Annotated in this window: 22 protein-coding genes and 1 tRNA gene; 3 read left to right on the top strand and 20 right to left on the bottom strand. The window is 63.4% G+C overall.

All coding sequences use genetic code 11. The features are described 5' to 3' along the window. Positions 1 to 7 precede the first annotated feature (7 nt). The 19 genes from FNL56_RS14260 to FNL56_RS14170 all read right to left on the bottom strand — a co-directional run bounded on the left by FNL56_RS14260 (position 8) and on the right by FNL56_RS14170 (position 18,784). Positions 8 to 1,687, bottom strand: coding sequence for a ribonuclease J (locus FNL56_RS14260; RefSeq protein WP_143573369.1), 1,680 nt, complete (start codon positions 1,685 to 1,687; stop codon positions 8 to 10). Continuing rightward, entirely contained in the window at positions 1,684 to 2,502 is an 819-nt protein-coding gene (locus FNL56_RS14255) for a biotin--[acetyl-CoA-carboxylase] ligase (RefSeq protein ID WP_143577934.1), read from the bottom strand. Before FNL56_RS14255 ends, FNL56_RS14260 begins: the two co-directional genes overlap by 4 nt. After that, the gene (gene nuoN / locus FNL56_RS14250; RefSeq protein WP_143577932.1) at positions 2,503 to 3,939 is read right to left on the bottom strand and encodes an NADH-quinone oxidoreductase subunit NuoN; all 1,437 of its coding nucleotides are present in this window, start codon (positions 3,937 to 3,939) and stop codon (positions 2,503 to 2,505) included. Positions 3,940 to 3,964: 25 nt separating this feature from the next. Continuing rightward, positions 3,965 to 5,473, bottom strand: a complete 1,509-nt coding sequence (locus FNL56_RS14245; RefSeq protein ID WP_441351228.1) for an NADH-quinone oxidoreductase subunit M — start codon at positions 5,471 to 5,473, stop codon at positions 3,965 to 3,967. Between the two features lie 17 nt (positions 5,474 to 5,490). Further along, positions 5,491 to 7,569 (bottom strand): NADH-quinone oxidoreductase subunit L, encoded by a 2,079-nt coding sequence (gene nuoL / locus FNL56_RS14240; protein WP_143573361.1) that lies wholly within the window; start codon positions 7,567 to 7,569, stop codon positions 5,491 to 5,493. 7 nt (positions 7,570 to 7,576) lie between these two features. Continuing rightward, positions 7,577 to 7,885: an NADH-quinone oxidoreductase subunit NuoK gene (gene nuoK / locus FNL56_RS14235; protein ID WP_143573360.1), complete on the bottom strand. Its 309-nt coding sequence runs from the start codon at positions 7,883 to 7,885 to the stop codon at positions 7,577 to 7,579. After that, positions 7,882 to 8,517 (bottom strand): NADH-quinone oxidoreductase subunit J, encoded by a 636-nt coding sequence (locus FNL56_RS14230; protein ID WP_143573358.1) that lies wholly within the window; start codon positions 8,515 to 8,517, stop codon positions 7,882 to 7,884. Before FNL56_RS14230 ends, nuoK begins: the two co-directional genes overlap by 4 nt. Positions 8,518 to 8,526: 9 nt before the next feature. After that, a complete protein-coding gene (gene nuoI, locus FNL56_RS14225) occupies positions 8,527 to 9,015 on the bottom strand; it encodes an NADH-quinone oxidoreductase subunit NuoI (protein ID WP_143573356.1) in 489 nt (162 codons plus the stop codon). Positions 9,016 to 9,022: 7 nt separating this feature from the next. Further along, a complete protein-coding gene (nuoH, locus tag FNL56_RS14220) occupies positions 9,023 to 10,048 on the bottom strand; it encodes an NADH-quinone oxidoreductase subunit NuoH (RefSeq protein ID WP_143573354.1) in 1,026 nt (341 codons plus the stop codon). Positions 10,049 to 10,052: 4 nt separating this feature from the next. After that, positions 10,053 to 12,128, bottom strand: a complete 2,076-nt coding sequence (nuoG, locus tag FNL56_RS14215; RefSeq protein WP_143573352.1) for an NADH-quinone oxidoreductase subunit NuoG — start codon at positions 12,126 to 12,128, stop codon at positions 10,053 to 10,055. A 159-nt stretch (positions 12,129 to 12,287) separates the two neighbouring features. Continuing rightward, positions 12,288 to 13,613, bottom strand: coding sequence for an NADH-quinone oxidoreductase subunit NuoF (gene nuoF / locus FNL56_RS14210; RefSeq protein ID WP_143573350.1), 1,326 nt, complete (start codon positions 13,611 to 13,613; stop codon positions 12,288 to 12,290). Positions 13,614 to 13,624: 11 nt separating this feature from the next. Further along, positions 13,625 to 13,834 (bottom strand): hypothetical protein, encoded by a 210-nt coding sequence (locus tag FNL56_RS14205; RefSeq protein ID WP_143573348.1) that lies wholly within the window; start codon positions 13,832 to 13,834, stop codon positions 13,625 to 13,627. After that, positions 13,831 to 14,622, bottom strand: a complete 792-nt coding sequence (gene nuoE / locus FNL56_RS14200) for an NADH-quinone oxidoreductase subunit NuoE (RefSeq protein ID WP_143573346.1) — start codon at positions 14,620 to 14,622, stop codon at positions 13,831 to 13,833. Before nuoE ends, FNL56_RS14205 begins: the two co-directional genes overlap by 4 nt. An 11-nt stretch (positions 14,623 to 14,633) precedes the next feature. Continuing rightward, positions 14,634 to 15,602: an FkbM family methyltransferase gene (locus FNL56_RS14195; RefSeq protein ID WP_246660956.1), complete on the bottom strand. Its 969-nt coding sequence runs from the start codon at positions 15,600 to 15,602 to the stop codon at positions 14,634 to 14,636. After that, a complete protein-coding gene (locus FNL56_RS14190; protein WP_143573344.1) occupies positions 15,599 to 16,792 on the bottom strand; it encodes an NADH-quinone oxidoreductase subunit D in 1,194 nt (397 codons plus the stop codon). Before FNL56_RS14190 ends, FNL56_RS14195 begins: the two co-directional genes overlap by 4 nt. Further along, positions 16,789 to 17,397, bottom strand: a complete 609-nt coding sequence (locus tag FNL56_RS14185; RefSeq protein WP_143573342.1) for an NADH-quinone oxidoreductase subunit C — start codon at positions 17,395 to 17,397, stop codon at positions 16,789 to 16,791. Before FNL56_RS14185 ends, FNL56_RS14190 begins: the two co-directional genes overlap by 4 nt. A 70-nt stretch (positions 17,398 to 17,467) precedes the next feature. Beyond that, positions 17,468 to 18,091, bottom strand: coding sequence for a NuoB/complex I 20 kDa subunit family protein (locus FNL56_RS14180; RefSeq protein ID WP_246660955.1), 624 nt, complete (start codon positions 18,089 to 18,091; stop codon positions 17,468 to 17,470). Further along, entirely contained in the window at positions 18,082 to 18,447 is a 366-nt protein-coding gene (locus tag FNL56_RS14175; protein WP_143573338.1) for an NADH-quinone oxidoreductase subunit A, read from the bottom strand. The genes FNL56_RS14180 and FNL56_RS14175 overlap by 10 nt, the downstream gene beginning before the upstream one ends. Before the next feature lie 136 nt (positions 18,448 to 18,583). Beyond that, a complete protein-coding gene (locus tag FNL56_RS14170) occupies positions 18,584 to 18,784 on the bottom strand; it encodes a hypothetical protein (RefSeq protein WP_143573336.1) in 201 nt (66 codons plus the stop codon). A 74-nt stretch (positions 18,785 to 18,858) separates the two neighbouring features. Between FNL56_RS14170 and FNL56_RS14165 the strand changes: the two genes are divergently transcribed. Beyond that, positions 18,859 to 19,077: a DUF3072 domain-containing protein gene (locus FNL56_RS14165; protein WP_246660954.1), complete on the top strand. Its 219-nt coding sequence runs from the start codon at positions 18,859 to 18,861 to the stop codon at positions 19,075 to 19,077. 114 nt (positions 19,078 to 19,191) lie between these two features. Here the strand turns inward: FNL56_RS14165 and FNL56_RS14160 are convergent. Beyond that, positions 19,192 to 19,268 (bottom strand) — tRNA-Asp (locus tag FNL56_RS14160). Between the two features lie 219 nt (positions 19,269 to 19,487). Here FNL56_RS14160 and FNL56_RS14150 point away from each other — a divergent pair. Then, positions 19,488 to 19,853 (top strand): HU family DNA-binding protein, encoded by a 366-nt coding sequence (locus tag FNL56_RS14150; RefSeq protein ID WP_168202940.1) that lies wholly within the window; start codon positions 19,488 to 19,490, stop codon positions 19,851 to 19,853. 99 nt (positions 19,854 to 19,952) lie between these two features. Further along, positions 19,953 to 21,212, top strand: a complete 1,260-nt coding sequence (gene pepT / locus FNL56_RS14145) for a peptidase T (RefSeq protein ID WP_143573333.1) — start codon at positions 19,953 to 19,955, stop codon at positions 21,210 to 21,212. The last annotated feature ends 32 nt before the right edge of the window (positions 21,213 to 21,244 follow it).

Raw genomic sequence — 21,244 nt, 5'->3', positions numbered from 1 at the left:
TTATATCCTACTTCTCGACCTGCATCAGGTGGACGTAGCACATCGTCTTCTTGCCCCACTGCTCCTGCAGGGCTGCCCGCACCGCGCGCCGCACCGCTTCGGCAATCGCATCGGGATCGCGCTTTTTCGCCTTCGGCAGATTTTCGACGATATTCACGACGATGTCGAACACGATGTCGTCCATCATCTCGCCCTTGGCGTTCTTCTCGGGGATGCCGATCAGGTCGACCGCGGGCTCGTCGGCCATATCGCCCTTGGCGGTCACCGCCAGACCGATGAAGGCGCAGCCGGCCATCGCCAGGCGACGGCGTTCCGCCACCGCGCGCGACTTGGAATCTTCCAGCAGCAGACCGTCCTTGTAGATCTTGCCGGACGGAATTTCCTCGATCACCGCGGCATCGCCCGGCCACAGCCGGACCAGGTCGCCGTTCTTGACGATCATGGTGCGCGGCACGCCGCATTCGCGCGCCAGCTTGGCGTGCTCATGCAGATGCAACGCTTCGCCGTGCACCGGGATCAGGAGCTGCGGGCGGACCCAGGAGATCATGTCACGCAACTCGTCGCGACGTGGATGGCCGGAGACGTGAACCAGATGGGTGCGGTCGGTGACGACCTCGACCCCCTGGGTGATCAGGCCATTGATGATGGTGCCGACAGCCTTCTCATTGCCGGGAATGGTCCGCGACGAGAAGATCACGGTATCACCCTTGTTCAGGGTGACCATCGGATGATCGTCGTTGGCAATGCGCGACAATGCGGCGCGCGGCTCGCCCTGGCTGCCGGTGCACAAAGCGATGACGCGGTCCGGCGGCAAATGCCCGTACATGTCAGCGCCACGGAAGGCCTTGATGCCCTCGAGGTAGCCGGTCTCGCGTGCGATCTGCACGACGCGCTCCATCGCGCGGCCGACCACGACGACCTCGCGGCCCGAGGCCTCCGCGGCTTCCGCCACGGCGCGCAGCCGCGCCACATTGGAGGCAAAGGTGGTGACGGCAACGCGGCCCTTGGCGGCCTTCACCAGTTCGGTGATGGTCTTCGCCACTTCCATTTCGGAGGGCGAACGCCCTTCCCGCACGGCGTTGGTGGAATCGCCGACCAGCGCCAGCACACCGGCGTCGCCGAGTTCGCGCAGGCGGCGCTCGTCGGTCGGCTTGCCGATGATCGGGGTCGGGTCGATCTTCCAGTCGCCGGTGTGCAGCACGGTGCCGGCGGCAGTGTGGATCGCCAGTGCATGCGATTCCGGGATCGAATGCGCTACAGGAATGAACTCGACCTTGAAGGGGCCCAGTTCAAGGGTGCCACCCGACGGCACCACGGTCACGGGGATCTTCGGCGGGTTGCGCTCCGAGGCGCACTTGGCCTGAAACAGCGAGGCAGAGAACTGCGTCGCATAGATCGGGCATTTCAGCTTCGGCCACAGGTCGATGATGGCGCCGAAGTGATCCTCATGTGCATGCGTCAGCACGAGCCCGACGATGTTCTTGCGCTCCTTTTCGAGGAAGCGGACGTCGGGCATCACGAGATCGATGCCCGGCAGATGTTCTTCGTCGCCGAAATAGACGCCGAGATCGACCGCGAGCCATTTCTGGTTACCGCGATTGCCCATGCCGTAGATCGACAAGTTCATGCCGATCTGGCCGACGCCGCCGAGCGGCGCGAAGGTGAGTTGGTCTGGTTTGGTCGTCATGGTGTTGATGTCCCTGCCGACGCCGTCGATCCGAAGTGAACGTCCCCGGCAGAAATCGGAACGCGTAACCCGTCCGGTGTTCTGACGATCAGACAGCCGCTCTCGTCGATGGTGTCGAAAATGCCTGAAATGGTGGATGAACCCGATTGGATAGAGACCGGCTCGCCGAGTCCTGCGGCGCGTGCCAGCCATTGTTTGCGGATCTCGGGAAAGCCGTGGCCTTCGTCCCAGACGCCGCGATATTCCGACCATGAGTCGGACAATGCGTTGAACAGATCTTCGGCGCCGACCTGCACGCCAAGCGCGTGCAGCGACGTCGCCGGGTAGGGCGTGTCTTGCGGAAATGCGACCACGTTGGTGCCGATGCCGACCACGACCGCGAGGCGATCATCGGCCACGGCCTCGGCCTCCAGCAAAATGCCGGCGAGCTTGGAGCGCCCTGCCAGCACGTCGTTGGGCCATTTCAGCGCGAACTTCATATCTTCCGATCCAGGCGACCTCAGCCGCGCCTCCATGCTGACCAGCCGGAGCGCTGCTTCGAGTGCCAGACCCGCTGCAAAACCGAGGGTGGCTGCGATGGCGGGCGGTACGTCGATGACTTCAAGAATAGAACAAGCGAGATTGCCCCGCGGCGCGATCCACGGCCGGTGCCGTCGTCCGCGCCCTGCGGTCTGCTGCGATGTGACGAACCACATCGAACCGCGCTCGCCGGTGCGGGCGCGGTCCAGGGCTTCTACATTGGTTGAACCGGTGCTGTCGAATGCCGCGAGCGAGGTACCCGCGGCCAGGGCTCGGGGACCGAGCGAAAACACCATTTAAAACAATGACTTCGCCGCAAACGAGGCGGCGCTGACGAGCGGTCCGGGATAGACGAAGAACAGCACGTTGAAAATACCGGTGACGGCCAGCACGGTGCGCAGCTCGACTCGCATCGGATCCAGCGCTCCCTTCGGCTCGTCGAAATACATCAGCTTGACGATGGTCAGGTAGTAATAGGCGCCCACCACACTGGCCAGCACACCGACCACGGCGAGCACGAACAGCCCGGCCTTGATCGCCGCGATGAAGACGTAGAACTTGGCGAAGAAGCCGGCCAGCGGCGGGATGCCGGCCAGCGAGAACAGGAACATCGCGAAGAAGAACGCCAGCAACGGATTGGTGCGCGAGAGGCCGGCGAAGTCGCTGATCTTCTCCAGCGGCTGGCCGTCACGCTTCATGGTCAGGATGATGGCGAAGCTGCCGAGCGTCATCGCGACGTAGATCGCCAGATAGACCAGCACACCCTGCGCGCCCTCGGCGGTGCCGGCGGCGAGGCCGACCAGCGCGAAACCCATGTGGCCGATCGAGGAATACGCCATCAGGCGCTTGATATTGGTCTGGCCGATCGCGGCGAACGAGCCGAGCACCATGGAGGCGATCGAGACGAACACGACGACCTGCTGCCACTGCAGCGTGATGCCGGGGAATGCCGTGAGCGCGACGCGCGTAAACACCGCCATCGCGGCAACCTTCGGGGCGGAGGCGAAGAACGCGGTGACCGGGGTCGGCGCGCCCTCATAGACGTCCGGCGTCCACATGTGGAACGGCACGGCCGAGACCTTGAAGCACAGGCCGGCGAGCAGGAAGACGAGGCCGAACACGATGCCGACGCTACCGGTGGTCGCGGCCGCCGCGATGCCCGTGAAAGTCACGGTGCCGGTGAAGCCATAGATCAAGGATGCGCCGTACAGCAACATGCCGGACGACAGCGCGCCGAGCACGAAGTACTTCAGGCCGGCTTCGGTCGATCTGGCGTTGTCGCGGTTGGACGCGGCGACGACATAGAGCGCAAGGCTCATCAGTTCGAGGCCGAGATACAGCATGATCAGGTCGCCGGCCGAGATCAACACGAACATGCCGAGCGTCGAGAGCAGCACCAGGATCGCATATTCGAAGATGCGGCGGGACTGGTGCTCGAGGAACTCGCGCGACAGGATCAGCGTGACGGCCGAGCCGATCACCGCCAGCACCTTCATGAAGCGGGCAAAGTCATCGACGATGAAGCTACCGCCGAAGGTGACGAGCTTGCCCGCGGGCAGCGCCAGCTCGATGACGCCAACCGCGACCAGCAGGATCACGGCGAGCACCGTCACCGGTCCCGTCGTCTTTGGCCCGCCATAGGCGCCGACCATCAGCAGCGCCATGGCCCCCACGGCGAGCACGATCTCCGGCAATACGGGGAGCAGTGAATATCCGGCGGTCTCAAAAGTCATTGCGCGTTGTCCTGACCTGCTGCGTTCATGGCAGCAGCGCGGCTGCCTTCACGGCAGATGTTGCAGCGGCGTAGTTGTTGACGAGGAGTTGCACCGAGGCGGCCGACATGTCGAGCACCGGCTTGGGATAGAAGCCGAACCAGATGGTGAGCACGACCAGGGGGGCGAGCAGCAAGCCTTCGCGGAACGTGATGTCCTTGATGCTCATCAACGACGGCTTGGTCAGCCCGCCGAACACCACCTTGCGGTACAGCCACAGCGCGTAGCTCGCCGACAGGATCACGCCTGTCGTGGCGATGACCGCCGCGGGGATGCTGGTCTTGAAGGTGCCGATCAGCGTCATGAATTCGCCGACGAAGCCGGAAGTTCCGGGCAGACCGACATTGGCCATGGTGAACACCATGAACATCATCGCGTAGATCGGCATCCGGTTGACGAGGCCGCCATAGGCCGCGATCTCGCGGGTATGCAGGCGGTCGTAGACGATGCCGACGCAGAGGAACAGCGCGCCCGACACGATGCCGTGCGAAACCATCTGGAACACGGCCCCGGCGACGCCCTGGGTGTTGCCGGCAAAGATGCCCATGGTCACGAAGCCCATATGGGCGACCGACGAGTAGGCAATCAGCTTCTTGATGTCTTCCTGCATCAAGGCCACCAGCGAGGTGTAGACGATGGCGATCACCGACAGCGTCAGCACCATCGGCGTAAAATACAGCGAGGCGTCCGGGAACATCGGCAGCGAGAAGCGCAGGAAGCCGTAGCCGCCCATCTTCAGCATGATCGCGGCCAGCACGACCGAGCCCGCGGTCGGCGCCTCGACATGCGCGTCCGGCAGCCAGGTGTGCACCGGCCACATCGGCATCTTCACCGCGAAGGACGCGAAGAACGCCAGCCAGGCCCAGATCTGCAGGCTGCGCGGCACGGCGGTGTGCATCAGGGTCGGAATGTCGGTGGTGCCGGCGTTCCAGTACAGCGCCATGATCGCCAGCAGCATCAGGACCGAGCCGAGCAGCGTGTAGAGGAAGAACTTGAACGAGGCATAGACGCGGCGCGGGCCGCCCCAGACGCCGATGATCAGGAACATCGGGATCAGGCCGCCTTCGAAGAACAGGTAGAACAGCACCAGATCCAGCGCCGAGAAGGTGCCGATCATCAGCGTTTCCAGGATCAGAAACGCCATCATGTATTCGGGCACGCGCTTGGTGATCGATTTCCACGACGCCAGGATGCAGAACGGCATCAAGGCGGTGGTCAGGATCACGAAGGGCAGCGAAATGCCGTCCACGCCCATGTGGTAGTTGATCGCCGTGGCCAGCCACGGCAGCTTCTCGACGAACTGGAAGTCGCCATTGGCCGCGTCGTAGCGCATCACCAGGATCAGCGAGACCGCGAAGGTGATCAAGGTTGCCCAGATCGCGATCCAGCGCGCGTTGCGGTTGGCCGCCTCGTCGCCGCCGCGCGCCAGCAGATACACCAGCACGGCGCCGATGGTCGGCAGGAAGGTGACGACGGAGAGAATGGGCCAGGTCATGACGGAAGCCGACGACATCAGTGGCCCCCCAGGCCGAATATGAACCAGGTGATCAGCCCGGCGACGCCGATCAGCATCGCGAAGGCATAGTGGTAGAGATAGCCGGTCTGGATCCGCACCGCACCGCGCGTGATATCGAGCACGCGAGCCGAAATGCCGTCGGGACCGAGCCCGTCGATGATCTTGCCGTCGCCGACCTTCCACAGGAAGCGGCCAAGCCATTTGGCGGGACGCACGAAGATCAGGTCATACAGCTCGTCAAAGTACCACTTGTTGAGCAGGAACTTGTAGAGCAGCGGATGCTGGCCGGCGAGTTCGACCGGCAGATAGGGCCGGCGGATGTAGAACAGATACGACACCAGGAAGCCGGCCGCCATCATCACCGTCGGCAGGTTGGCAATCATCGCGGGGATGTGGTGCATCTCGTCCAAGAGGTGCGGATGGTTCTTCAGCGAATCCCGGAAGAACTCCTCCACGCCGTGACCGGCGAACAGTTCCTTGAACGGGAAGCCGGCGAGGATCGCACCGGCCGCCAGCACGCCGAGCGGCACCAGCATCACCAGTGGCGCTTCATGCGCGGCCTCGTAATGCTTCTGGTCATGCGGCGCGCCGTGGAAGGTCTTGAAGATCAGGCGCCAGGAATAGAACGAGGTGAGACCCGCGGCGACGATGGTCATCAGGAAGCCGTACAGCGCGAACGGATTGGTCGAGACATAGGCGGCCTCGATGATCGCATCCTTCGAAAAGTAGCCGGCGGTCAGCGGGAAGCCGGTCAGCGCCAGCGTGCCGATCACCATCATCGCATAGGTGAACGGGATCTTGCGCCACAACCCGCCCATCTTGCGGATGTCCTGCTCGTGATGCATCGCGTAGATCACCGAGCCGGACCCTAAGAACAGCAGCGCCTTGAAGAAGGCGTGCGTGAACAGATGGAACATGGCGATGGAGTAGCCCCCTGCCCCCAGCGCCACGAACATGTAGCCTAGCTGCGAACAGGTCGAATAGGCCACGATGCGCTTGATGTCGTTCTGCACCAAGCCGATGGTGGCCGCGAAGAACGCGGTGGTCGCGCCGACCAGCATGATCACGGCCTGGGCATTCGGCGCGAGCTCGAACAGCGGCGACATGCGGGCCACCAGGAACACGCCGGCGGTCACCATGGTGGCGGCATGAATCAGCGCCGACACCGGGGTCGGGCCTTCCATCGCGTCCGGCAGCCAGGTGTGCAGCAGGAACTGGGCCGACTTGCCCATCGCGCCCATGAACAACAACAGGCCGATCAGCGTCAGCGCGTCGGCCTGCCAGCCGAAGAAGTTGATGGTCTTGCCGGTCAGGCCCGGAAGGGCGGCGAAGATGGTGTCGAAATCGGTCGAGCCGACCATCATGAAGATCGCGAAGATGCCGAGCAGGAAGCCGAAATCGCCGACGCGGTTGACCACGAAGGCCTTGATCGCCGCGGCGTTGGCGCTCGGCTTCTGATACCAGAACCCGATCAGCAAATAGCTGGCGAGACCGACGCCTTCCCAGCCGAAGAACAGCTGCAGCAGATTGTCGGCGGTCACCAGCATCAGCATCATGAAAGTGAACAGCGACAGATAGCCCATGAAGCGCGGGCGGTTCGGATCGTCTTCCATGTAGCCGAGCGAATAGATGTGCACGAGCGCCGACACCGTGGTGACGACCACCAGCATGACGGCGGTCAGCGTGTCGACGCGCAGCGTCCACGACAGCTGAAGGTCGCCGGAGGTGATCCAGGGCATCAGGACCACGCGGACGTCATGGTGCATGAAGCCGACATCGACCAGCGTCATCCATGACAGCGCGGCGGAAACCACCAGCAGCGTCGAGGTGATCAGTTCGGCCGCGCGGGAACCGGCCGCAGCCGGCTCGGCCACGTGGTGGTCATCATGGCCGTGATCGTCATGGGCGTGATCGTCATGGGCGTGCGCTGCGTGCGCGTCGCCGTGGCCATGCGCGTCGTCATGGTGATGGTCGAGCTGGTCGCCGCTGGGGTGGCGCGCATGCGCGCCCGACAGGGCGATCAGCCCGGCAAGGATCGCGCCGATCAGCGGCAGGAAAACAAGAGCCTGGATCATAGCTGGCTCAGCCCTTCATCAGATTGATGTCTTCAACCGCGATCGAGCCGCGGTTGCGGAAATAGACGACCAGCACGGCAAGGCCGATGGCTGCTTCCGCAGCGGCCACCGTCAGCACCAGCAGCGCGAACACCTGGCCGACGATGTCGCCCAGGAAGGTCGAGAACGCCACCAGGTTGATGTTGACCGCCAGCAGGATCAGCTCGATCGACATCAGGATGACGATGACGTTCTTGCGGTTGAGAAAGATGCCGAGAATGCCGAGCGTGAACAGGATCGCGCCGACCGCCAGATAATGTCCGAGACCGATCGTCATTTGACCCACTCCGAGGCGTCCGCGTCCTGCAGGCCCTGCCCGACGGCGACCTTGCGCACATCCATGGCGAGCGCCGGCGTGCGGGCGTTCTGCACGTTGATGTCCTGGCGCTTGACGGTCGCCTTGTGGCGCAGCGTCAGCACGATCGCGCCGATCATCGCCACCAGCAGCACCATCGCCGAGAGCTGGAAGTAATGGATGTACTTCGTATACAGCACCAGGCCGAGCGCCTCGGTGTTGGAAATGCCGGCGGGGATCGCCGAGGTGATCGACTTGGTGACGTTCGGGTTGATTACCCAGCCGCCGACCACGAGCAGCAGCTCGGCGAGGAAGATCACGCCGATCAGGAGGCCGAACGGCAGGTATTCGATGAAGCCTTCGCGCAGCTGCGCGAAGTCGACATCGAGCATCATGATGACGAACAGGAACAGCACCGCGACCGCGCCGACATAGACGACGATCAGCAGCATGGCGAGGAATTCGGCGCCCATCAGCACGAACAGGCCGGACGCATTGACGAAAGCGAGGATCAGGAACAGCACGGCATGGACGGGATTGCGCGAGGCAATCACCATCACCGCGCTGGCGACGCAGACGCCGGCGAACAGGTAGAAGAACAATGCGGCAATCATGACTGTGTCCTACCGGTACGGCGAGTCGAGTTCGATCGATTTGGCAATCTCTCGTTCCCAGCGGTCGCCGTTGGCGAGCAGTTTCGCCTTGTCATAGTACAGTTCCTCACGGGTCTCGGTCGCGAATTCGAAGTTCGGTCCCTCGACGATCGCATCGACCGGACAGGCTTCCTGGCACAGCCCGCAATAGATGCACTTCACCATGTCGATGTCGTAGCGCACGGTGCGGCGCGTGCCGTCGTTGCGGCGCGGACCGGCCTCGATGGTAATGGCCTGCGCGGGACAAACGGCCTCGCACAGCTTGCAGGCGATACAGCGTTCCTCGCCGTTCGGATAGCGGCGCAGCGCGTGTTCTCCACGGAAGCGCGGCGAAATCGGCCCTTTCTCGAAGGGATAATTCAGCGTCGGTTTCGGCCGGAAGAAATAGCGCATGGCGAGGACGAACGCGGATGCGAACTCGGCCAGCAGCAGCGAATGAGCGGTTGCCCTGATATTCATAGTGACCTCATTTCGGAGCAAGCCCCCCGAATTGCAGCACGGCCGCGACGAGGATGACATAGCCCAGCGACAGCGGCAGAAACACCTTCCAGCCCAGACGCATCAGCTGGTCATAGCGGTAGCGCGGCACGATCGCCTTCGCCATCGCAATCAGGAAGAACATGAACAGCACCTTGAGCGTGAACCAGATGATGCCTGGCACCCAGGTGAACGGTGCGAACGGGATCGGCGACAGCCAGCCGCCGAGGAACAGGATGGTGGCCAGCGCGCACATGGTGACGATGGCGACGTATTCGCCGAGCATGAACAAAAGGTACGGTGTCGAGCCGTATTCCGTCATGAAGCCCGCGACCAGCTCCGATTCGGCCTCGACGAGATCGAAGGGCGGACGGTTGGTTTCCGCGAGCGCCGAGACGTAGAACACCACGAACATCGGGAACAGCGGGATGAAGTACCAGCCCAGCATGCCCCACTTGCCGTCCTGCGCCATGACGATCGCCGACAGGTTCAGCGAGCCGACGCACAGCATGACCGTAATGATGACAAAGCCGATCGAGACTTCATAAGAAACCATCTGCGCGGCCGAGCGGAGCGCGGCGAGGAACGGATATTTCGAGTTCGACGACCAGCCGGCCATGATGATGCCGTACACCGACAGCGACGAGATCGCGAAGATGTAGAGCACGCCGACGTTGAGATCGGCGATCACCCAGCCGAGGTTCATCGGGATCACGGCCCAGGCGGCCAGCGCCAGCACGCAGGACACCAAGGGCGCCAGCAGAAACACGCCCTTGTTGGAGCCGGACGGAATAACCGGCTCCTTGAGCACGAACTTCAAGAGATCGGCGAAGGATTGCAGCAGGCCGAACGGCCCCACCACGTTGGGTCCGCGGCGCATCTGCACCGCCGCCCAGATCTTGCGATCGCCCAGCAGGATGAAGGCAATCGCGATCAACAACACTACGAGCACGAGAAGCGACTGCGCGACCATGACGATCAGCGGCCACAGGGTGCTAGTCCAGATATCAGCCATCGGTTTACTCCGCCGCCGTCAGTATCTGGCCGGAAGCCAGGCGGGAACATTCCGCCATGATGGCTGACGCGCGTGCGATCGGGTTGGTCAGGTAGAAATCCTCAATGCAGGTCTTGAACGGCGTCTTCTCGACGCTACCGCCCTTCCCCGCAAGGGTCTTGATCACCGAGGCGTCGCCAGCCTCGATCTGATCGAGCCGGATCAGATGCGGCACCGCCTTGAAGATCGCCTGGCGCAACGCGGCCAGCGAATCATAGGGCAGCCGGTGGCCAAGCACGTCGGACAGAGCGCGGATCACAGCCCAGTCTTCGCGGGCCTCGCCCGGCGGGAACCCGGCGCGCGCGGCCATCTGCACACGGCCTTCGGTGTTGACGTAGAGGCCGGACTTTTCGGTATAGGCCGCACCCGGCAGGATGACGTCGGCGCGGTGCGCGCCGCGGTCGCCATGGGTGCCGATATAGACGACGAAGGTGCCGTCGGCGACCTTCACTTCATCGGCGCCGAGCGAGAACAGCACGTCGATTGCACCCGGCGCGGTCATCTGGGCCACGCTGAGGCTGCCGGCACCCGGCGCGAAACCGATGTCCAGCGCGCCGACCTTGGAGGCCGTCGCCTGCAGCACGGCAAAGCCGTTCCAGCCCTCCGTGATGGCGCCGAAATCGGCCGCGAGCTTCGCGGCCAGCGCCAACACCGCGGCGCCGTCGGGACGCGCTGCGGCACCCGCGCCGACCAGCACGATCGGCTTCTTGGCGTTCTTCAACACGTCGGCAAAGTCGTTCTTGCCGGCGGCCAGCTCGTTCATCGATTCCGTGCCGGCGCCGAGATAGTCGTAGAGATAGGTCAGGTCGGCCTTCTCGCCGATCACGCCGATCTTCAACTGGCCGGTGCGCCAGCGCTTTCGGATGCGCGCGTTGAGAACGGCGGCTTCCTTGCGCGGGTTGGAGCCGACGATCAGCAGCGCGTCGGCTTCCTCGATCCCGGCGATGGTCGGGTTGAAGATGTAGGAGGCGCGGCCGGCGGCGGGGTCGAAGGCGCTACCGTCCTGAGTCGACACATTGGCCGAGCCCATGCTGGCCAGCAATTGCTTCAGCGCGAACATTTCCTCGATCGCGGCGAGGTCGCCGGCGATCGCACCGATCTTGCTGGCCTGCGTAACCGACACCTTGGCGGCCACGGCGCCGAACGCCTCCGCCCAGGTCGCGGCCCGCAGCTTGCCGTTCTCACGGATATAGGGGCGATCGAGCCGCTGGGTGCGCAGGCCATCTACGATGTGCCGCGTCTTGTCGGAGATCCACTCCTCGTTCACGTTCTCATTGATGCGCGGCAGGATGCGCATCACTTCGCGGCCGCGGGTATCGACGCGGATCGCGGATCCGACCGCGTCCATCACGTCGATCGACTGCGTCTTGCCAAGCTCCCAGGGGCGCGCGGCGAAAGCATAGGGCTTCGACGTCAAGGCGCCGACCGGGCAGATATCGACCAGGTTGCCCTGCAATTCCGAGGTCAAGGCGCTTTCCAGATAGGTGGTGATCTCGACGTCTTCGCCGCGGCCGAGCAGGCCCATTTCCGGCACGCCGCAGACTTCCGTGGCAAAACGGACGCAGCGCGTGCACTGGATGCAGCGGTTCATCGAGGTCTTGACGAGCACGCCGAGGTACTTGTCCTCGACGGCGCGCTTGTTCTCGGCAAAGCGCGACGTGTCGACGCCGTAGCCCATCGCCTGGTCCTGCAGATCGCACTCGCCGCCCTGGTCGCAGATCGGGCAATCCAGCGGATGGTTGATCAGCAGGAATTCCATCACGCCCTCACGGGCCTTCTTGACCATCGGCGACTTGGTCGAGATCTCCGGCGGCTCGCCCTTTGGGCCCGGGCGGCAGTCGCGCACGCCCCAGGCGCAGGAGGCGACCGGCTTCGGTCCGCCCTTCACTTCGACCAGACACATCCGGCAATTGCCGGCGATCGACAGCCGCTCGTGATAGCAGAAGCGCGGGATCTCGGCGCCCGCCGCCTCGCACGCCTGCAACAGCGTGTACTCGGCGGGGACATCGATCTCTTTGCCGTCGATGATGAGTTTCGTCATTTCTGTTCCGTCGATCTCACGATGAGCGAAGCGTCAAATAAATCAGGAGCGCGATCGTGACCGCGATCCCCATAATGATGTCGAGCCGGGCGAGATTTGCCACAACTCGTAGAAAGCAATTCATGGCTTTCGACGCCATCATCGCCTCCTCTGCAAACGTTACTCCGCCGCGACCATGTGCGCGGGATCGAGAATGCCCTGGTCGTCGAGGCTCGCCTTGCGGCTGAAATCGTCGATGCGGCGTTCGATCTCCGGGCGGAAGGCGCGGATCAGGCCCTGCACCGGCCACGCGGCGGCATCGCCGAGCGCGCAGATGGTGTGGCCTTCGACCTGCTTGGTGACTTCCAGGAGCATGTCGATCTCGCGCTTGTGGGCGCGACCCTCGACCATGCGGTTGAGCACTCGCCACATCCAGCCGGTGCCTTCGCGGCAGGGCGTGCACTGGCCGCAGCTCTCATGCTTGAAGAAGTAGCTGATGCGCGCGATCGCCGCGACCACGTCGGTCGACTTGTCCATCACGATGACGCCGGCGGTGCCGAACGACGACTTCGCGGCACGGGTGCCGTCGAAATCCATGATCAGGTCTTCGCAATCCGCCGCCGGGATCAGCGGGCACGAGGCACCGCCGGGAATGATCGCCAGCAGATTGTCCCAGCCGCCACGGATGCCGCCGCCATGCTTTTCGATCAGCTCGCGGAACGGGATGCTCATGGCGTCTTCGACCACGCAGGGCGTGTTGACGTGACCGGAGATGCCGTAAAGCTTGGTGCCGACATTGTTGGCGCGACCGATGCCGGCGAACCAACCGGCGCCGCGGCGCAGAATGTCGGGTGCCACCGCGATCGACTCGACGTTGTTCACGGTTGTCGGGCAGCCATACAGGCCGACATTGGCCGGGAACGGTGGCTTCAGGCGCGGCTGGCCCTTCTTGCCCTCGAGGCTCTCCAGCAGCGCGGTCTCTTCACCGCAGATATAGGCGCCGGCGCCGTGCGCGACATAGAGCTCGAACGGGAAGCCGTGGACGTTGTCCTTGCCGATCAGTCTCGCCGCATAGGCCTGGTCGATCGCCGCCTGCAGGTGCTCGCGCTCGCGGATGAACTCACCGCGGACGTAGATGTAGCCGACATGGGCGCCCATCGCGCAGCCGGCGATCAGGCAGCCTTCGATCAGGAGATGCGGATCGTGCCGCATGATCTCGCGATCCTTGCAGGTGCCGGGCTCAGACTCGTCGGCGTTGACGACGAGATAGCTCGGCCGACCGTCGGCATTCTCCTTCGGCATGAACGACCATTTCATGCCGGTCGGGAAGCCCGCCCCGCCGCGGCCGCGCAGACCGGACGCCTTCATTTCGGCGACGATCCAGTCGCGGCCCTTGTCGAGAATGGCCTTGGTGCCATCCCACGAGCCGCGCTTGCGCGCGCCGTCGAGGCCCCAGTCCTCGAGGCCGTAGAGATTACGAAAGATGCGGTCCTTGTCGTCGAGCATGGCTTCCTCGATCAGCGATTGGATTGCTTGTAGGCGAGCATCGCGGCGCAGCCGCCGAATACCACCGCCCACAGCAAGCTCGATTCCAGCGTGGCACTCAGAAAGAAGCGCTGCAGCAGGAAAATGAAAGTCGCAGCTGCAGCGGTATGGAGCGCGATGTAGAGCCACTTGTTCATGACTTCGGCACCTGTCTGCGTTGCGGGTGTCAGCGGGGACGTCATTTGGTCGGTCCCTTCGGTTCCGCCTTGGTCGGCGGATTGTTCTTGGTCGCGTCCGCGGCCGGTGCCTTCGGCGCCGGGCTTTCGCGGTCGGAGGCGGATTTGGTCGGCTTCTTGGCCTCGCCGTCGGCGAGTGCCGGCTCCTTCGGCTGGTCGAGTTCGATCGGCGGGCGCGTCATCGCGCCGCCGCCGATCAGCGTGCGGGCGCCGCCTTCGGGAGCCGCGAACTGGCGACCGATCTGCGACCCCGGATGCTGCGGCGTGCCGGCTTTGAAGCCGTCGATCAGCGCGTTCATGCTGTCCTTGGTGAGGTCTTCGTAGGTATCGCTCCAGATCATCACCATCGGGGCGTTGACGCAGGCGCCGAGGCACTCGACCTCTTCCCAGCTGAACTCGCCGTCATCCGACACATGCAGCGGATCGTGATGGATGCGGTGCTGGCAGACCTCGATGAGGTCGCCGGCGCCGCGCAGCATGCAGGGCGTGGTGCCGCAGACCTGGATATGCGCCTTCTTGCCGACCGGCGAGAGCTGAAACATCGTGTAGAAGGTCGCGACTTCGAGCACGCGGATATAGGCCATGCCGAGCAGGTCGCCGACGACGCGCAGAGCGGCTTCCGAGACCCAGCCGGCGTTCTGCTCCTGCGCCCGCCACAGGACCGCGATGACCGCGGAAGCCTGCCGGCCCGGCGGATAGTGCTCCATCTGCTGCTTCGCCCATACCAGATTCTCCGGCGTGAAGCTGAAGCTCGCGGGCTGCAATTCTTTCGGTGCGAGGCGGCGAACGGCCATGGTTTAGTCTCTCATTGAGCGCGGCGCGACGCGCTCGCATTCAGGCTGTTGATACGGTCCAGCCAGAACGCGCTCGAAGTGCCGAACACGTTGTAGCCGACATTGGTGGATACCTTGATGCGATCGAGGATCGAAAGATCGGTCACGGTCTCGAAGCGGTTGCTGGCGGGATCGCGCACGAACAGCGTCAGCGGCGTGTGGTCGAGAATATAGCGCGACACCGTATGCGCGGGATCGTTGCCGTGTTCTTCGCACATGATCACCGAGTCGGCTTGCAGCAAACGCGTACCGCCCTTGATCGCCTCGATCTCGACGCCTTCGACATCGAGCTTGATCAGGTACTTTCCGTCTGCCGTTACCCGGCCCTCGTCGATCAGATTGTCGAGCGCCAGCACCGGGACCTGCTCGCCGACGGCGTCTGCCGCGCCGACGATGCTGAAGGCCTCGTGCTTGGTGCCGGAAAGCTTGGCCGTGCCACGCTCCGAGCCGATCGCGCACTTGATCGTCTCGAAACGGCTGCCGTTGATCCGGGCGTTATTGGCGAGCTTGACGAAATTCTGCGCCGACGGCTCGATCGCGATGGCCTTGTGCGAACCGAGCGGCCCGCTCGATACCAGCACCGACCAGTAGCCGTAGTTCGCGCCGCAATCGAGCAGCGTATACTCGACCTCGACCGAATGCCGGAACAGCAGCTCCAGTTCGTTTTCGTAGGAGAACGCGGGGTCGAGCAGCTTGCTCCAGTACCCGTCGCCGAACGGAAAGGCGAAGTGCGCATCGCTGTTCAGGTTAACGACGATGTCGCGCTTCGGCAGCGCCCGGCGCAGCAGGTTGGCGCACATGATGTAGCCGCGATGCGAGAACGACGCCGACAACCGGCAGCCTGCCATCAGCATGAACGCCGCCGTGCGCTCCCAGGGACTGACGTCCTGGTAAGCGCCGGTGGCCCGGTCGAACTGAATGGGTGGCTGCGCCGATGTCACCGATCGACCTCGCCGAACACGATATCGATCGAGCCGAGGATCGCGGAAACGTCGGCAAGCTGATGGCCCTTGCAGATGAAATCCATCGCCTGCAGATGCGCGAAGCCCGGCGCGCGGATCTTGCACTTGTAGGGCTTGTTGGTGCCGTCGGAGACCAGAAACACGCCGAACTCGCCCTTCGGCGCCTCGACGGCGACGTAGACCTCGCCTTCCGGCACGCGAAAACCTTCGGTGTAGAGCTTGAAGTGGTGGATCAGCGCTTCCATCGAGCGCTTCATCTCGCCGCGACGCGGCGGCGTGACCTTGTGATCCTCTGTCAGGACGGGGCCCTGCCCGTCCGGCGCGCGCAGCTTGGCGATGCACTGGCGCATGATGCGAACCGACTGCCGCATCTCTTCCATACGGATGCAGTAACGGTCGTAGCAGTCACCGTTCTTGCCGATCGGAATGTCGAAATCCATCTCGTCATAGCACTCGTAGGGCTGCGACTTGCGCAGATCCCATGCTGCACCCGAGCCGCGCACCATGACGCCGGAGAAGCCCCACTTCCAGGCGTCCTCCAGCGACACCACGCCGATATCGACGTTGCGCTGCTTGAAAATGCGGTTGCCGGTCAGCAGCGTTTCGAGATCGGCGACCGTCTGCAGGAACGGGTCGAACCAGGCGTCGATGTCGTCGATCAGCGCCGGCGGCAGGTCCTGATGCACGCCGCCGATGCGGAAATAGGCGGCATGCATGCGCGAGCCCGAGGCGCGCTCATAGAACACCATCAGCTTTTCGCGCTGCTCGAAGCCCCACAAGGGCGGCGTCAACGCGCCGACGTCCATGGCCTGCGTGGTGACGTTCAACAGATGCGACAGGATACGGCCGATCTCGCAATACAGCACCCGGATCAGCTGCGCGCGGCGCGGCACGGTGATGCCGAGCAGCTTCTCCGCCGCGAGGCAGAACGCGTGCTCCTGGTTCATCGGAGCGACGTAATCGAGCCGGTCGAAATAGGGAATCGCCTGCAGGTAGGTCTTCTGCTCGATCAGCTTCTCAGTGCCGCGGTGCAAAAGGCCGATATGCGGATCGACGCGCTCGACCACTTCCCCGTCAAGCTCCAACACGAGGCGCAACACGCCATGCGCCGCCGGATGCTGCGGGCCGAAATTGATGGTGAAATTGCGGATGGCTGGTTGTTCGGTCATGGCTTGACCTCCGCCTTCTCGTCACCGGGCAGGATCGGATAATCCGCGCCCTCCCAGGGCGAGAGGAAATCGAATTTGCGGAATTCCTGGTTGAGCCGGACCGGCTCATAGACGACGCGCTTCTCCTGGTCGTCGTAGCGCACTTCGACGAAGCCGGAGAGCGGGAAATCCTTGCGCAGCGGATGGCCATCGAAGCCGTAGTCGGTCAGCAGCCGGCGCATGTCGGGATGGCCGACGAAGATCACGCCGTACAAATCATAGGCCTCGCGCTCGAACCAGTCGGCGCCGGGAAACACGCTGATGATCGACGGCACCTGGGTCGTCTCGGACGCCTCGAACTTGATCCGTACCCGCGCGTTCAGCGTCGGCGACATCAGGTGATAGACGACGTCGAAACGGTTCTCGCGGCCGGGATAGTCCACCGCCGTGACATCGACGAAGCTGACAAAGCGGCAGCCGGGATCCTCGCGGAGGAAGCGCATGACTTCGACAATCTTCGCGCCGTCGACGGTCAGCGTCAGTTGATCGAACGCGACATAGGAGCCGCTGACGGCGCCGGGCAGCGCTGCCTTGATGGTTTCGCCGAGACTGGAAAGGTCGATCACTTAATGGTCTCCGGATCGCGCTTCTTATAAAATGATGATGTTGTCAGGTTCAGCCATCCGCCTCTCCCAATTAACGCTCGATCGTCCCCGTTCGCCGGATCTTCTTCTGCAGCAGCAGTACGCCGTAGAGCAGCGCTTCTGCGGTGGGCGGGCAGCCCGGTATGTAGATATCGACCGGCACGACGCGATCGCAGCCGCGCACCACCGAATAGGAATAGTGGTAATAGCCGCCGCCATTGGCGCAGGAGCCCATCGAGATGACGTAGCGCGGTTCCGGCATCTGGTCGTAGACCTTGCGCAGCGCCGGCGCCATCTTGTTGGTCAGCGTGCCGGCGACGATCATGACGTCGGACTGCCGCGGAGACGCGCGCGGCGCGAAACCGAAACGCTCGACGTCATAGCGCGGCATCGAGACCTGCATCATTTCGACCGCGCAGCACGCCAGGCCGAAGGTCATCCACATCAGCGAGCCGGTGCGCGCCCAGGTGATCAGATCATCGGTCGCCGCAACGAAGAAACCCTTGTCGGACAGCTCGGCATTGACCTCGCGAAAATACGGATCGTTCGAGCCGACAGGCAGGCCGGTGTTGGGATCGATGATCCCGGTCGATGCCTTGGAGACAAGTGGCTGCGCGCCGATCGGGCGAACCGACGGCGTGGGCTGACCGGAGGTGAGGACGGGGCTCAATCCCATTCGAGGGCGCCTTTCTTCCATTCATAGGCAAAGCCGACGGTGAGAACACCCAGGAACACCATCATCGACCAGAAACCGGTCACGCCAAGCTTGCCGAAGGCCACCGCCCAGGGAAACAGAAACGCCACTTCCAGATCGAAGATAATGAACAGGATCGCCACCAGGTAGAAGCGCACGTCGAATTTCATGCGCGCATCGTCGAAAGCATTGAACCCGCATTCATAGGCGGAGAGCTTCTCCGGGTCCGGGCTCGAATAAGCGACGAGGAAAGGCGCCACCAACAGCCCCGCTCCGACAACGGTAGCGATGCCTATAAAAACAACGAGAGGTAGGTAATTTTGCAAGATGCCGTTCATCGGCAATCCCTTTTCCCGCAGGCGCGCGCGGATTCGAGAACATTGGAATTGTTCGAGACTTAGCGCAGCGCAACAAGCCACGCAAGACGAGCGTTCGTGACAACTGCGATGCGGTCGCTGCCCTTCCGGAGCATCGTCAACGGTTTGTTTCCGGACATGACAGCGCCTCGCGACGGGCGATCAGCGCCAGCCATTCGCCCTGCATCCGCGCCAATCGGGCCGCCGCGTTGGCACAGTCGAGACCGGCGCTGCCGAGCAGCCGGAAGTCGGCCTGGGTGCCGCGCATCTGGCGGCGTAATCGCGAGATGCGAAAATTCAGCTTGGCGGATTCGGCCATGAGGGATATAGAACAAAAGAAGAACATTTTTACAAGTGCTGCGTTGAGCCAGACAATAGATCCCGGAGGTTCCCATGGCCCGTTCCGCTTCGTCTCAGTCCGCCGCCGTTAGCTACGCCGAAATGCCCGACCGCCTCGCGCAGCCGATGACGCGCGGTCAGGCGCTGACGTTGAAGTCGCTGGCGATCGAGGCCTACCAGCCCCGCCAGTTCGCCGCCGATCTCAGCCGCACGGAGGCCGCCCGGCGTATCGAAGCGTTGAAGCAGGAAATCGCGCTGGCCGATTCTTTCTGAAGATCAGGCGGACGACAGACGCGACAATAACGGCGCGAACCATGGTTTTGCCGACATCATTCTCATTGTGGAACACCGGGGAAACTTCGCATCGCGCCATTCCCGAATGTGGAATGGCGCGAGAGACGGGACTCGAACCCGCGACCTCTGCCGTGACAGGGCAGCGCTCTAACCAACTGAGCTACTCCCGCGTGGATCGTTCAATCCCGCAGTGAGGTGGACATAAAGGGGGGACCATTTGAAGTCAAGGACGTTGCGAACGGTCTGTGCATTGTTCTTGGTTTTCCGCGTGTCCGATTCAAAAACCCCGCTGTTTGCAGGCGAAACAGCGCAGGCGCCGCGTGCCCGAATCGTTTAAGCCCTGCTACGTCTCACTTTCCTGACCGACACCAACGTAGAGGGCCTAAAACATGGCGAAAAAAGCCGTTGCCGCCGCGACCCCCGCCGCAAAAGCCGCAGCCACCCCCGCTGCGAAAGCCGCAGCCAAAGCCGCCGCTCCCGCCACCGTGACGCTGAAGCATCTCGCCGCGGCGCTCGCCGAAGAGCACGAATTGTCGAAGAAGCAGACCGAAGCGATTCTCGGCGACATGGTCGGCCGCATCACCAAGCACCTCAAGAAGGGCGAGCGGATCCGCATCGTCGGCCTCGGCATCCTGCAGGTGAAGAAGCGCGCCGCCCGGATGGGCCGCAACCCCGCCACCGGCGAGGCGATCCAGATCAAGGCCAGCAAGAAGGTCGCGTTCCGCGCCGCCAAGGAGCTGAAGGAAGCCGTCTGATCGACGACTTTCCGCCGATAATTCGACGATAGATCAAACCCATTCCGGGCTGCGGCGGCGCCCGGCCCGGAATGAGGTCTTCAGGACTGGAGTGGTGATGTGACAGCGGCCCCGTCCCTCGAATTCACCCACGACGTGCTGCAGCGCTTCCTGCGCTATGTCGTGATCGACACCCAGTCCGATCCCGCCTCCCACACCTGCCCGTCCACCGAGAAGCAGAAGAATCTCGGCCGCCTGCTGGCGCAGGAATTGCGCGAGATCGGCCTTGCCGACGCGCATCTCGACGAACACGGCTACGTCTATGCGACGATCCCGGCGACTTCGACCAAGAACGTGCCGGTGATCTGCTTCTGCTCGCACATGGACACCTCGCCGGACTGCGCCGGCGCCGGCGTCCGGCCGCAGATCGTCCCGAATTACCGGGGCGGCGACATAGTGCTGCCGGCCGACCCGTCACAGGTGATTCGCGTGGAAGATAATCCGGCGCTCGCCGACCAGATCGGCCACGATATCATCACCTCGGACGGCACGACCCTGCTCGGCGCCGACAACAAGGCCGGCCTCGCCGAGATCATGGACGCCGCGCGCTATCTCATCGCCAATCCGCAGATCCCGCACGGCACCATCAAGATCCTGTTCACGCCGGATGAGGAGATCGGCCGCGGCGTCGACAAGGTCGACCTCACAAAGCTCGGCGCCGATTTCGCCTATACGATGGACGGCGAGACCGCCGGCCATCTCGAGGACGAGACGTTTTCAGCCGACGGCGCCGTGATCACGATCGAGGGCGTCAGCGCGCATCCCGGCTTCGCCAAGGGAAAGATGGAGCACGCCATCAAGATCGCCGCAGCCATCGTCGAGCGGCTGCCGAAAGACCATTGTTCGCCGGAGACCACCGAGGGCAAGGAAGGTTTTCTGCATCCGATCGGCATCACCGGCGCGCTGGAGAAAGCCACGCTGAGCTTCATCGTGCGGGATTTCACCGACGAAGGCCTCGCCGAAAAAGAAGCGTTGCTGCAATCCATCGTCGACGAGGTGATGAAGGATTACCCGCACTCCACCGCATCGATCGCGATCAAGCCGCAATACCGCAACATGAAGCAGGTGATCGACCGCCATCCGCAGATCGTCGATTACGCGATGCAGGCGATTCGGCGCGCCGGTCTTGCGCCGAAGCGCACCAGCATCCGCGGCGGCACCGACGGCTCGCGATTGTCCTTCATGGGCCTGCCCTGCCCCAACATCTTTGCCGGCGAGCACGCCTTTCACGGTCGCACCGAATGGGTCAGCCGCCAGGACATGGAAAAGGCCAGTGAAACCATCGTGCATCTGGCGATGATCTTCGAGGAACAGGCCTGACGCGCAGCGCGGCAGGATTTGAAGCCGGGTTG

It is taken from the genome of Tardiphaga sp. vice304, from assembly GCF_007018905.1.
Taxonomy (GTDB): domain Bacteria; phylum Pseudomonadota; class Alphaproteobacteria; order Rhizobiales; family Xanthobacteraceae; genus Tardiphaga.
This window is presented reverse-complemented; position numbering and strand designations above follow the sequence as displayed.

Coding starts and splice junctions, on each gene's coding strand:
- FNL56_RS14260 (WP_143573369.1), bottom strand. CDS start 1,687: ATGACGACCAAACCAGACCAACTCACCTTCGCGCCGCTCGGCGGCGTC.
- FNL56_RS14255 (WP_143577934.1), bottom strand. CDS start 2,502: ATGGTGTTTTCGCTCGGTCCCCGAGCCCTGGCCGCGGGTACCTCGCTC.
- nuoN (WP_143577932.1), bottom strand. CDS start 3,939: ATGACTTTTGAGACCGCCGGATATTCACTGCTCCCCGTATTGCCGGAG.
- FNL56_RS14245 (WP_441351228.1), bottom strand. CDS start 5,473: ATGACCTGGCCCATTCTCTCCGTCGTCACCTTCCTGCCGACCATCGGC.
- nuoL (WP_143573361.1), bottom strand. CDS start 7,569: ATGATCCAGGCTCTTGTTTTCCTGCCGCTGATCGGCGCGATCCTTGCC.
- nuoK (WP_143573360.1), bottom strand. CDS start 7,885: ATGACGATCGGTCTCGGACATTATCTGGCGGTCGGCGCGATCCTGTTC.
- FNL56_RS14230 (WP_143573358.1), bottom strand. CDS start 8,517: ATGATTGCCGCATTGTTCTTCTACCTGTTCGCCGGCGTCTGCGTCGCC.
- nuoI (WP_143573356.1), bottom strand. CDS start 9,015: ATGAATATCAGGGCAACCGCTCATTCGCTGCTGCTGGCCGAGTTCGCA.
- nuoH (WP_143573354.1), bottom strand. CDS start 10,048: ATGGCTGATATCTGGACTAGCACCCTGTGGCCGCTGATCGTCATGGTC.
- nuoG (WP_143573352.1), bottom strand. CDS start 12,128: ATGACGAAACTCATCATCGACGGCAAAGAGATCGATGTCCCCGCCGAG.
- nuoF (WP_143573350.1), bottom strand. CDS start 13,613: ATGCTCGACGACAAGGACCGCATCTTTCGTAATCTCTACGGCCTCGAG.
- FNL56_RS14205 (WP_143573348.1), bottom strand. CDS start 13,834: ATGACGTCCCCGCTGACACCCGCAACGCAGACAGGTGCCGAAGTCATG.
- nuoE (WP_143573346.1), bottom strand. CDS start 14,622: ATGGCCGTTCGCCGCCTCGCACCGAAAGAATTGCAGCCCGCGAGCTTC.
- FNL56_RS14190 (WP_143573344.1), bottom strand. CDS start 16,792: ATGACCGAACAACCAGCCATCCGCAATTTCACCATCAATTTCGGCCCG.
- FNL56_RS14180 (WP_246660955.1), bottom strand. CDS start 18,091: ATGGGATTGAGCCCCGTCCTCACCTCCGGTCAGCCCACGCCGTCGGTT.
- FNL56_RS14175 (WP_143573338.1), bottom strand. CDS start 18,447: ATGAACGGCATCTTGCAAAATTACCTACCTCTCGTTGTTTTTATAGGC.
- FNL56_RS14170 (WP_143573336.1), bottom strand. CDS start 18,784: ATGGCCGAATCCGCCAAGCTGAATTTTCGCATCTCGCGATTACGCCGC.
- FNL56_RS14165 (WP_246660954.1), top strand. CDS start 18,859: ATGGCCCGTTCCGCTTCGTCTCAGTCCGCCGCCGTTAGCTACGCCGAA.
- FNL56_RS14150 (WP_168202940.1), top strand. CDS start 19,488: ATGGCGAAAAAAGCCGTTGCCGCCGCGACCCCCGCCGCAAAAGCCGCA.